Source organism: uncultured Tessaracoccus sp., assembly GCF_947255005.1.
Taxonomy (GTDB): domain Bacteria; phylum Actinomycetota; class Actinomycetes; order Propionibacteriales; family Propionibacteriaceae; genus Arachnia.
In genome coordinates this window covers 1-12,377 of record NZ_CAMYFI010000066.1, presented here as the reverse complement: position 1 = coordinate 12,377, position 12,377 = coordinate 1, and the positions used below count along the sequence as shown (strand labels likewise).

The 12,377-nt window shown below is 65.0% G+C and carries 6 protein-coding genes; all 6 read left to right on the top strand.

Annotated elements, in window-relative coordinates; all coding sequences use genetic code 11:
- Positions 1 to 823, top strand: an 823-nt coding sequence (locus Q0X61_RS11105; RefSeq protein WP_297742650.1) for an FHA domain-containing protein, incomplete at its 5' end; no start/stop codon positions are given.
- On the top strand, positions 823 to 7,038 hold the full coding sequence (locus Q0X61_RS11100) for an Ig-like domain-containing protein (protein ID WP_297742648.1): 6,216 nt from the start codon (positions 823 to 825) through the stop codon (positions 7,036 to 7,038). The genes Q0X61_RS11105 and Q0X61_RS11100, both read left to right, overlap by 1 nt.
- A complete protein-coding gene (locus Q0X61_RS11095) occupies positions 7,035 to 8,000 on the top strand; it encodes a MoxR family ATPase (RefSeq protein WP_297742646.1) in 966 nt (321 codons plus the stop codon). The genes Q0X61_RS11100 and Q0X61_RS11095 overlap by 4 nt, the downstream gene beginning before the upstream one ends.
- Positions 8,000 to 9,232 carry a DUF58 domain-containing protein gene (locus tag Q0X61_RS11090; protein WP_297742643.1) on the top strand — a complete coding sequence of 411 codons (1,233 nt, stop codon included), beginning with the start codon at positions 8,000 to 8,002 and terminating at the stop codon, positions 9,230 to 9,232. Before Q0X61_RS11095 ends, Q0X61_RS11090 begins: the two co-directional genes overlap by 1 nt.
- Positions 9,232 to 11,514 carry a transglutaminase domain-containing protein gene (locus tag Q0X61_RS11085; RefSeq protein ID WP_297742641.1) on the top strand — a complete coding sequence of 761 codons (2,283 nt, stop codon included), beginning with the start codon at positions 9,232 to 9,234 and terminating at the stop codon, positions 11,512 to 11,514. The genes Q0X61_RS11090 and Q0X61_RS11085 overlap by 1 nt, the downstream gene beginning before the upstream one ends.
- Before the next feature lie 56 nt (positions 11,515 to 11,570).
- On the top strand, positions 11,571 to 12,377 hold an 807-nt coding region (locus Q0X61_RS11080), incomplete at its 3' end, for an RDD family protein (RefSeq protein ID WP_297742652.1).

Genomic DNA, 12,377 nt, shown 5'->3' with positions numbered 1-12,377 from the left:
GGACGAGGCGGAGCAGGTCGACGAGCCTGAGGCGGACGAGGCGGAGCAGCTGGACGAGCTTGATCCGGAGAACATTGACGAGGACGCGTCGGCCGAGCCGGAGCAGCTAGACGAGCCCAAGGCGGACGAGGCGGAGCAGGTCGACGAGCCTGAGCCAGAGCAGCCTCACGTGCCCTGGTCGCCCCCTCCGCTGCCGGTGAGTGCCTCGTCGGTACCCCAATCGCAGGTGTCGCCGCCCGGCAGCCGCCAAGCGCCCGTGGTGGTGCCCGGTGAGTTTGGCGAAATCGACGACGAAACGGGCACGGTGTTCTCCACCGGCCTCGCCGCGACGCACAAGCCGCCCGTCACACAGGCCGCCCCAGATCCGCAGGTGATGGCTGTGCCGTGCCGGAACGGCCACGCGAACCCTCGCGGCGCCTCGAGCTGCCGCCTGTGCGATGAGCCCGTCGACTCCTCCAACCCGCGCCTGATCCGCCGTCCGGTGCTCGCTGCGGTGATCTCGAACCAAGGTGACGGTACCGATCTGGTGAGCGGCGTGATCGTAGGGCGTTCACCCGACAGCGCGCGCGGGCCCCAGGGCTCGTATCTCATGCGCGTAAGCAGCAGCGGCAACGACATTTCGCGTAACCACATCCTGATTACGCCCAACGAATGGAATATAGTTCTCACTGACCTGCACTCCACCAACGGCACCCTCGTGCACCCCCCAGGAGAGCCGGAGTTCGAGCTTCGCGACGGGCGAAGCGTCACCGTCGAGATCGGAACGGAGCTGCTGTTGGATGACCAGGTGAGGCTGAAGATCGTTCCGCCGAGGAGCAGTTAGTGTCCGACCTCACCAAACCAACCTCGCGCGGTCTGCGCCTACTCGTCCGTTTCTTCCGACGCTTCTGGCAGTGGCTCATCGTCGGAGTGCTCGCGATCACACTCGGCGTGGCCGCCTACGCGAGCCCCGGCCTTGACCGTGCCGACGTGCACCTCGACGAGGGCACCATCTACGCCATCAACCGCAACCGCGCGATGGTGGGCATGGTTAACACGCAGATCGAGGCGCTCGAATCAGCGACCACCGTGGCGGACCGCAAATCGTCGGTGATGCAAAGCGACGACCTGGTGCTGGTGCGCGGCGAGGACTCCAACACGCTAACGCGCTACAACCAGAGCCGCAACCGTCTCGAATCGCCCATGGTGTTGCCGACGGGCGCCGACGTGCAGCTCACCGGCAGCCGTCTGCTCGTGACGAGCCCGCAGAATGGCCGCGTCTGGTTCGGCAACGCCGAAGATGTGCTCGCGATGGACCCCGATAAGGACAAGGCGCAGTTCGAGGTGGGCGTCAACGGTGTCGCGACGCTCACCGCGAAGGGAGAGCTCATCGGCCTCGACGTGACCACCTCGGAGCTCGTGCGTGAGGTGGATGGGAAGCGTACGAGCACCAAGCTGCCGTTCGAGCTCGATCCTGAGCGTATGGGAGCCGTCGAACTCACTGCGGTGGGCGACAACGCCGTCGTACTGGATCGCGTCGGTGCCCGCATCTGGGTGGAGGGAACCAAGCAGGTGTTCGACGTCTCGGGCGCTGCACACGCGCAACTGCTGCCTCCGGTGGAACAGATCATGGGTGGCAGAGAAGACGTGCGAGCCGTGTACGCGACGGAGGCTGGCCTGATCGGCGTGACCTCCGACGGGATCCGCTCGCTGTCCGGTGAGGTGCAGGGCACGCCCGCGGCTCCCGTGCAGGTGGGAAGCTGCCTCTACGGCGCATTTGGCACCACGTTCGTGAAGCGCTGCGGCGGCGCCGACGCCTTCACCCGTGAGATTCCCGGCTACAACGCACCAGCGGGCGCCATGCTCTCGCTGCAGGTGAACCGTCGCACGGTCGCCCTGAATGAAGGGCAGAGCGGCGTGGTGTGGCTCGTCGATCAAAACATGGCACGCATCGACAACTGGGAAGAGTTCGTCACGAAGGAATCCAACGAGCCCCCGCCGCCCGACGCGCCCACCACCGACGACAAGGCGGATCGCAGCGAGGACAACCATCCCCCGACCGCGCAGGATGACGAGCTCACCGCGCGTAATGGGCGCGCCACAACGCTCGACGTGCTCGACAACGACTCCGACCCCGACGGCGACGTGCTCACTATCCAGGCGCCCACCGAGATCGACGGGGCTTCGCTGCAGACGGTGCGCGGCGGTACTGGGTTGCAGATCACGATCCCGCCGGAGAACACGAAGAAGAGCTTTTCGTTCAGTTACACCATCTCCGACGGTTTCCTCACCGACACCGCGAACGTCACCGTGAACGTCGCCGACGCTGATCCGAAGAAGGACAACAAACCGCCGTATCTGTTCGAGCTCGCTAAGCCGATGACGATTCAGAAGGGCTCGAAGTTCACCAAACGCATCCTGACCGACTGGCGCGACCCGGAGGGCGACCCGCTCATCCTGGAGGACGCATCGATGCCGCCCGGCTCCGAAGATCTCGTCACCTTCAACCCCGACGGCACCATCAACTACCAAGACATCGGCAAGACCGACGGCAAGAAGAAGATCAACCTCACCATCTCCGACGGCACCGACACCACCGAAGGTGAGCTCGAGGTTAACGTCGTCGACGAGCCGGTGAAACCCATCGCCTACGCGGATTTCGCGACGGTGCAAGTCGACCAAACCGTCGAAGTGCGGCCGCTCGACAATGACATTGGCGAAAACTTGATTCTGCAGGAAGTGGCGATCGAGGATTGCAGCACGTGCAAGGTCACCCCTGATTATGCCGATCAGAGCTTCACGTTCTCCGCCGCCCAGCAGGGCACCTACTACGTCACCTACAACGTCGCGTCGACGGAATTCGACACCGGCATAGTGCGCATCGACGTCGTGCCTCCCGGCAGCGACAACCCGCCGGTGGCGGCACTCGACGTCGCGCTGCTGCCGCCTGAGGGCAGCGTGTTCATCGATCCGCTCGCCAACGACACCGATGCCGACGGCGACGTGCTCGTCATTCAGTCGTTCACGCCGGATCCGTCGCTCAACGTGAAGCTGGATCGCCGGCACTTGATGACGATCGAAGCCAAGTCTGCACCTGCGGGACCGGTGACGATCGAGTATGTGGTCTCCGACGGGCGGCACATCGCGCGCGGCAGCATCGTTGTGATTCCGACGAAAACGATGGGTTCCGTGGAGCCCATCGCCGTTGACGACGACATCAACGTGCGTGCCGGGAGCATCGCGTCTGCTCCCGTGCTCGTCAATGATTCGTCGCCGATTGGGCTCGAGCTGAAGCTCAACCGCATCCTGGAGTCACCACTTGGAGACAACGCCTGGATCGATGGTGACAAGCTGCGGGTGCAGATCCCGCAAGGATCGCAGCGCCAGCAGATGGCCGTCGTCTACGAGGTGATTGATGAGGAGGGGCATACCGCGTCGGCAGTGCTCAACGTCACTGCTGTGAGCGATGATTCCCCGAACCAGCCGCCGGCGCCGCGAGAGGTCGTCGACAGGGTGCTCTCGGGCACCCAGACGCGCATACCGATTCGTCTCGACGGCATCGACCCCAACGGTGATGCGGTGACGCTGCTGGGGCTGGGCGCTGGGCCGTCGCTGGGGCGTGTGGTCGAGGTGGGTGAGAGCTACATCACCTACGAGGCCTTCCCGACAAGCCAAGGCACCGATACGTTCCGCTACGAGGTTGCCGATGCACTTGGCGAAGTTGCCACCGGCCAGATCCGCATCGGCGTGGCCCCACCCGGCAACGTGAACCAGCCTCCGGTTGCTGTGCACGACTCGATCGAGGTTCGCCCAGGTCGCCCGATTCAGGTGCCCGCGCTCGCCAATGACTATGACTTCGAGGGCGACAGCATCGGGTTCGCCGCCCAGAACGCGGTGAAGATGGACGACCCGACCCTGTCCGCGGAAATCGTGAATGACCGCGAAATCTCGGTGGCTCCCATCACCAAGCCGGGGAAGTACAACGGCACGTACCGCATCACCGACAGCCGCCAGCAGGAGGGCATCGGCAGCTTCACGGTCGTGGTCGACGAGGATGCGCCCTTGCAGGCCCCGATGGCGCGCGACGACATTGTCCCGTTCCTTGATGTCGCCAACAAGCCCGTCATCGAGGTCGACGTCACTGCGAACGACTTCGATCCCGACGGGCCGCACAAAGACCTCAAGGTTTCGGTGCCCGGCGCATCGAAGGACGACCCAAACAGCCCCCAGGTGGTGAGTGCCACGGAGATTGCGGTGCCCGTCGGCGAACGCATGAAGCAGGTGCGCTACGCGCTGACGGATAACGACGGCATGACTTCGTACGCGCTGCTCACGGTGCCCGGCACGCAGGACGTGCGCCCCGTGGTGCGCGACAGCAAAGCCCGCGAGATCACCGCAACAGCGGGCCAGCCCGTGCACCTGAGTTTCGACGATCTCATCTTGGGTACCGAGGGTCGTTCGGTGAAGCTCACCAGCGCCGACACGATTACTGCGACGAACGGGAGCGCGGTGCCCGCCACAGGTGGCGTAGACTACACGCCGAGCCTTGAGTACCGAGGCCCTGCCGCCGTCGTGTTCGAGGTCATCGACGTGGTACCCGAAGGCGATATGACGGCGAAGCGCGCCTACGTGAGCATCAACGTCGAAGTGCGCGCGAATGCGCAGAACAAGGGCGAGGATGCGAACGATCCGCTCACCCAGCTGCCCCCGGAGAAGGTGGCCGACGGCGTGTTGCAGGTGGCGCCCGGCGAGGGGGAGTTCCGGCTTTCCGCCATGCCGCTGTTCAGGGATCCTCGCGGCCTGGATTTCAGCTTCAGCGACTGGAAGGACGCGGGCGGTGATGCGCCCATCGAGTGGCGCACCGAATCCAGCAACTCCGTCATCGTCGCCACGGCGCCGATCACCGCGAAGGCCGGCACACGTAGAAGCCTGAGCGGTGTCGTGACGAATGCGGTGGGTGCATCGACGGAATTCGAGGTGGTGCTGGAGATGGTGTCGTCCAGGCAGCCCCTCACTGTCGCCGAAACCGACGTGGTGAATGATGCCGCGGGCGGCATTCCGACGTCGATTCCGGTGACGGCCAACGATACTTCGTACATCACCAGTGACCCGAGCCTCACCGTGACAGGAGCATCGATCACCTCCGGTTCAGGCAAGATCGAGTTCGATGAACATTCCGTGACGATTACGCCTGCGAAGGACTTCGTCGGCACTCTCACCGCCCGGTACTCCGTGCAAGACGCCACGAAAGACCCAGGGCGCGTCGTCGACGGCAGCATCCGGTTGGACGTGAAGAATAAGCCTTCGCCGCCGTCGGCGCCGTTCGGCGGTGTGGCAGGCGACGGGCAGATCCGCTTCGAGTACCGCTCCGGCGGGTCCAACGGGTACCCGATCGAGAAGCGCGAAGTGACCGCGTCGGCGCCGGGGCACTCGCCGGTGACGCAAGTGTGCCCAGGTACCACGTGCACCATCACCAGGCTGCGCAATAACGTGCCGTGGACGCTGAGCGTCGTGGAGTACAACAAGCTCGGCCCATCCGAACCGTCCCCGCAATCGGCCGCGTACATCCCCGACGTGACACCGCTCGCTCCCGGCCGCCCGACCGCGGAGAGCAAAGACCAGGCGCTCATGGTGCGGTGGCCGGAAGCCGGGTTCGCGAACAAAAACAACAAAGGAAGCCCGGTCACCACCTACACCGTCCACTTGTACGATTCGTCCGGGAAGCGCATCGGCAGCAAGAATCTCGAAGGCTCGGCCCGGCAGTTTGAGTGGGCCGGCCTCACCAACGGGAAAACCTACTCGTTCGGAGTTGTGGCCACCAACAACGCCGGATCCTCGCCGGAATCCGAACGCTCGGTGCCAGAGTTTCCCGTTGGCCCCCCGAAGGGAGCTGGGGGCATCACAGCCGTCGCGAGCATCACCGAGAATGGCGGAAGCTTCTCCGTGAAGGTCTCTAGGCACACCCTCGACGCCAACGGCGACCCGAACATGAAACTCCAGATCGTCCCTGTCACGGGCGGGAATGAACGGCCTGGCAAGGTCATAGCCTTCCCACCCGATGAGGGCAGCGAGCATGCGTTTGGGGGGTTTGGGCACAGCCCAGTGACGTTCCGTCTCTACGCTCAGAATCGTCACTCCCGAGTGCTTGTTGCGGAAACCCCGCAAGCACTGATCTCGTGGAGCGCACCCAAACTCGTCGTCGAGAGGCCCGCGGCGTTCCCAAGGTACGGGAGCGCCCAGTATCCCAACCAGCTTGGGTTCCGGCTCATCACTCCCAAGATGAACACTCCCGAAGAGCGGGCGAAAGCTGGGGTGCGTCTGGAATACCAAATCGGCGATGGCGGCTGGACCGAACTCGAACCCAAAGATGGCGTCTACCTCACGCGGCCACTTACTCCGGGGAAAGAGTACTCCGGTTACGTGCGGATGCGTCTTACGCAGGGCGTAGGTAATCAGGAGATCGCCGACACGCATCCTGTGTCGGGAATGATGCCGCTGAGTAAGGAACCGCAGCCTTTCGCGCTTGAGCAGCCCATGGCCTACGATAAAGGGCACGTGTCTATGCGCTGGGACACGCCCTCCCTGGAAGGTTCAGGGGGGTGGGATCCCTCTCGGTACTACGTCAGCTTCGGGGGCGGCTCGAATGCCAAGCGGGCGCCAAACGGCACCATTTTGCTGCAGCCGGGATCATCCACCGTCATTCTCGGGTGGAGGGGCACCAATCCAGGCACCAGCCAGCAAGTGGGGTTCTCGAACGTGCGCACTCAGTCGTACCGCATCGATGATGTCGCCAGAGTGGAATACCACACTGTGACGAAGAAACTGACCGTCTCCATCAAGTACGTCAGGTTCGGGGGCGCATGCAAAGTGCTCGACAAGGAAGAGAACCTGCTCGACACCATCCACGCTGCGAACAACCGAATTTACAAATCGGAGATGTACCTGCAACCAGGTTCGGCCGATGAACCTCCCAAGCCATACGAGGATTTCAAGGTCAACTGCAGGGTCAATGGCAATAGCAGCCGCTGGACCTGGAATAGCGTCGAAAGGAAACCGTGAATCCAGAACAAGCACGATGGTTCAGCGAGAACTTCGCGAACATCGTCGGCAATATTGAGCGCGTCATCATGGGCAAGAGCGAGGCCATCCGTCTCGCGATCACCTGCATGTTGGCGGAGGGGCACCTGCTGCTCGAGGACTACCCTGGCACCGGCAAGACGAGCCTCGCTCGCGCCATTGCACAGTCGGTGCAGGGCACCCACAGCCGCATCCAGTTCACCCCCGATCTGCTGCCCTCCGACGTCACCGGCGTGACGATCTACGACCAGAAATCGGGCGAGTTCGAGTTCCACCAGGGCCCGATCTTCGCGTCGATCGTGCTCGCCGACGAGATCAACCGCGCCTCGCCGAAAACCCAGTCGGCGCTGCTCGAGGTGATGGAAGAGTCGCGCGTCACCGTCGACGGGCAGTCATACTCCGTCGATAACCCATTCATGGTGATCGCAACCCAAAACCCCATCGAGCAGGCCGGCACCTATCGTCTCCCCGAGGCGCAGCTCGACCGTTTCTTGATGAAGACCACGCTCGGCTATCCGGATCACGAGGCTACCATGCGCATCCTTGCCTCCGGCGGCTCACGTCCACGTTCGACGGCGCTGCCGTCGGTGGTGACGGGCCAGCAGGTGGCGGAGATGGCGCAGATGACGGGGGCGGTGCACGTCGAGGCGAGCGTGATGGACTACGTCGTGCGCCTCGTCGAGGCAACACGTGCCGCCGGGGACGTGCGTCTCGGTGCGTCTGTGCGTGGCGCGTTGGCGCTGGTGAGGGCGTCGCGGGTGTGGGCGGCGTCGGTGGGGCGGCACTTCGTCACGCCCGACGACATCAAGATCCTCGCGGTGCCGTGCCTGGCCCATCGTTTGATTCTTGACCCTGAGGCTGAGTTCAACGGAGTCACCACCGTCGACGTGATGGCGGACGTGATTGGTTCCGTGCCGCCTCCGACGGAGCGCGCTCGCGACTGATGACTACCACCGCTCGCTGGGAGATCCCCGAAGCGGTCGATCCACCAACAGGTAAGGCCGTTCGCTCGCTGTACAAACGCGTCAGCGAGCGCATTGGCATGCGCGACGCTGGTTGGATCACCCTGCTGCTGGGCGTCGTGGCGCTCGTCGTGGGGCTCGCCGCACGTTGGATGGAATTTCTGCTCGTCGGCATCGTCGCGATCGTGCTCGTGGGCATCGCGCTGCTGTTCACTATCGGCAAGCCGAGGTTGCGCGTCGCGATGCAGCTCTCGGACCGTTCCGTCGTGGTGGGGGAGCGGGCCTTCGGCCGGATTCTCGTGCAGACGCATCCTGGCAAGCGTCATCTCGGCTCTCGCCTCGACCTTCCGTTGGGCGACGAGACGGCTAGCTTCTGGTTGCCGGTCATGCCCGGAGGCAGCACCCGCGAATTCCGATTTCGGATTCCCACGCACCGGCGCGGACGCATCGTCGTCGGCCCCGCCAACTCGGTGCAGGGCGATCCCTTCAGCCTGACCGGGCGGGAGACGCGCTGGACGGGCGCAGAAGAGGTGTACGTGCACCCCAAGACGGTGCGCCTGCCTGGGCGGCAGATAGGCTTCGTGCACGACCTGGAGGGCCACGCGAGCCCCAACCTCAACGCCTCCGACATGAACTTTCACGCGCTGCGCCCCTACGTGGCAGGCGACGACCGTCGCCACGTGCACTGGAAATCCTCCGCGCGCGCAGGCCAGTTGATGGTGCGCCAGTTTGAGGAATCGCGCATGTCGAAGGTGCTTGTCGCGCTGGATACGTGCCACCAGTCGTACATCGACGAGGACGAGTTCGAGACGGCAGTGTCCGCGGCTGCGTCGATTGCGATGCAAGCGCTCCTGGGTGACTCGCAGCTCGTGGTCACCACCTCCAAGGAAGAACTCGCAGCGGTGGCGCCGACGGTGGCCCTCGACGAGCTCGCGCTCGTGGAGCAGACCGCGCGTGGCGGCGTCGCGGATCTCGCCTACTCCAATTCGCGCGCGAACTACGGGGCATCGATCGTGATCCTCATCTCAGGTTCGACGACAACACTCACCGATCTGCGCATAGCGAGTGCGCGGTTCGACGTCGACACCCGCTACATCGGCATCCGCGTGTCCACGGGTGAGGAGCCGCGCAACCGCAAGGTGGGCAACGTCACCCTGAATCAGATCGGTAGCCTCGAAGACCTGCCCCGCGTGATGAGGAGGTCGATGGACTGATGTCGGTACCCTCAACGCAGGCCACCAGGAGCGCGTGGCGCCTCTCCGGGTCGGGGCGGGTGTGGCTCATCGTCGACTCCCTGATGCTGTTGCTGCTCGCGGCGCTGGTCGCACTCGCGTTCTGGCCGGTGTACGGCACGCCGCTGCTGTTCGTGACCGTGCTCGGCTTCACCGCGCTCGGCATGGTGATTGCCTTCGTCGGCGCCCTGCGCCAACTGCGCGTCGATACGACGGTACTCCTCGCGGTGGCCGGTTGGTTCCTGTTCGGCAGCGCGTTGGTAATGCCGTCGTCCGCGATCGGGTACGTGGTGCCCACCGGCCGCACGCTGCTCGGGCTGCTCACCGGCCCTGTGACGGCCTGGCGCGACATGTTGACGCTCGACCCACCGATTGGCGAGACCTGGAACCTGCTCGCGGTGCCGGGCCTGGTCGGGTACCTGGTGGGCCTGGTGGGAGGCACGGTGAGCCTTCGCACGCGCCGCCCGGGGGCCGCATGGGTGCCGGCGGCCGTGGGCTACACCGTCGGTGCGATGCTCGGCGCGCGAACTGCCGTGATGCCGCTGTGGGTGGGGTTCGCGTTCTTCGTGGTGGTGCTGCTGTGGACGACCTACCGGCGCGGCCGGCTGCGCGACCGGCTGTCCGAATCGCAGGGCACCTTCCGACCCATGCGCCTGCTCATGGGCGTGGCGGTGTTGGCGGTGGCGGGCCTCGTCGGGATGCTCGCTGCGCCCGCGCTCGCCAGCGGCGCGCACCGCTCCACGCTGCGCAGCGGCGTCGAGATCCCCATCAACCTCGCCGATCAGCGCTCCCCGCTGCAAGGATTCCGTGCGAACATCACCAAACACCGCAGTGAGACACTGTTTGAGGTGGCCGGCGCTCGGCCGGGAGACATTGTGCGCATCGCCACGCTCGACACCTACGACGGCATCGCCTTCCGCGTCGCCACCCTCGACCACGACGCTGTCGACGAGACGACGTTCCGCCGCGTCGGGCAGTGGATCAACGACACTACTGAAGGCGATCAGCTCGAGCTCAACGTGCGAGTGCACAAGTACGACGACGTGTGGGTGCCGACGCTGGGGCGTTCCACCGCCGTGCATTTCAATGGTGAGCGTGCGGTGGAGCTTGGTGAGTCGTTCTTCTACAACCACAGCTCCGGCACCGGGATCGCGCTTGCCGGCCTGCACGACGGCGACACCTACACGCTTGGCGCGATTGCCCCGCAGCGCCCCTCCGATGCGCGTATCGCCGACGCCGAGGCCGGCCGGGTGAAGCAGGCGAAGACGAGCGGCGTGCCGGAGAGCCTGCGCATGCTGGCGCGGCAATGGACCGAAGGGCGGCAGACGGCAGGAGCGCAAGCGCTCGCCCTGGAAAAGCAGCTCAAGCTTGGGTTCTTCTCGCACGGCCAAGAAGATGAGGTGGCGTCGCGGCCTGGGCATTCACAGTCGCGGCTGTTGGAGCTACTCGACGACCAGCAGCGCATGATCGGCGACCACGAGCAGTATGCCACCGCCATGGCGCTCATGGCGCGGGAGCTTGGCATCCCGTCGCGGGTGATCTACGGCTACGAGATGGAGAACTCGCCGCAGATTACCGGCGACCAGGTGGGTGCGTGGCCGGAGCTGAACCTGGACGGTCTGGGATGGGTGCGCTTCGACCCGACCCCGCCCAAGGACAGGACGGCCGACGAAGAGCTCCCCCATGAGCCACCGAAGCCGCGGCCGTACGTCGTGAATCCGCCCCCGCCGCCGCAGAAACCGGACGTGCCACCGCAGGAGGAACAGCTCCCGACCGATCCGGGTGACATCCCTGAGGAAGAGCGGACGATCGACTGGAGACGCGTCGGCGCCATCGCGCTGATCGTCGGCGTCCCGTTGCTCACTATCGTTGTGCCCATCGCGCTCATCCTCGGATTGAAGCTGCGACGACGAGCTCGTCGCAAGAATGACCCCGACGTCGCCAACCGCGTCGCCGGTGCCTGGCTGGAACTCGTCGATAAGGCACGCGACTTGGGGCACTCGCCGTCGCTGTCTGCCACGCGGTCTGAGCAGGCCACGCAGCTCACTGAGCAATTCAGCAAGATTGAGGAGGAGGCAGATCCGGTGTCGCTGGCGAAGGAAGCGGACTGGCTGGTGTTCGCGCCCGGTGCGCCGAGTGAGCAGGTGGCCCAGGAGTACTGGCAAGAATCGAAGTCAGTGCATCGCGGCATGCGGCGCTCGGTAGCCTGGCCGAGATGGATGCTGTCGAGGCTCTCCACGAAGTCGTTCAGGCAGACGAAGTAGTCAGAAAGTGCTGTATACCCATATCCTGAGGTTGTGAGGAGGCAAGCGTGAGTCGAATGATCCCCCGTGGCCATGAGGTGGCAGGGCTCGATCGGCGTTTCCTGGCGTACCTGCTCGACGTGGCTCCCGTCGCTGTGCTCAGCGGTTTGCTCACGCTCGCGCTTCAGCTGTGGGGCGATAACCCGGCGGTGGTGCTCGTGGCGTCGATCACCTTTGTAGTGTTGACGTTGGCCTACGGGTTGTACCAGTGGTGGGCGTATGCGACGAGCGGCGCGGGCCTGGGTGCGAGGGCGATGAAGCTGGAACTCGTGGGCATGGCCGACGGGAAACCCATCGGTTGGTGGAGGGTCTTTCTGCGCTTCCTCGTGTACGTCGGCCTGATGATGACCGTCGTCGGTGGCATCGCCTTCCTCGTGTTCTTGATCATCCACGAACGCCGCCAGGGTTGGCATGACATGGCGGTGAAGGCTGTGCTCGTCCAGCCCAAGGTCTCCGCCGTTCCTGCGCGTTCGAAGGCGCGCTCGCCCAGGTCGCACGTCAGCACCGTTGGGTTGCCTCCACACCTCGCCGAGGCGTTCAGCCCGGAGGCGGCGGACTACGCCAACTCCGCGTGGGCCCCGAAGAACGATTGGCAGCAGCGCCCCTCGGAGCAGGAGCCGTGGCGTGCTCCCGAAGCGCCGTGGGTGAACGATCAACAGCCCGCCTGGCGCGCTCAGCAGCCGATGTCGGCACCGTCTGCGTCGCATCCGCCGCAGAGTGCGGTGTCCGCGTCGGGGCCTGGGGCGTTCCCACCTGCCGGGCAGCCGCAGAGTGCGGTGTCCGCGTCGGGGCCTGGGGCGTTCCCACCTGCCGGGCAGCCGCAG

What these genes read in the sequence shown, in the direction of transcription:
- Q0X61_RS11085 (WP_297742641.1), top strand. Translation starts at nt 9,232, where the DNA reads ATGTCGGTACCCTCAACGCAGGCCACCAGGAGCGCGTGGCGCCTCTCC.
- Q0X61_RS11090 (WP_297742643.1), top strand. Translation starts at nt 8,000, where the DNA reads ATGACTACCACCGCTCGCTGGGAGATCCCCGAAGCGGTCGATCCACCA.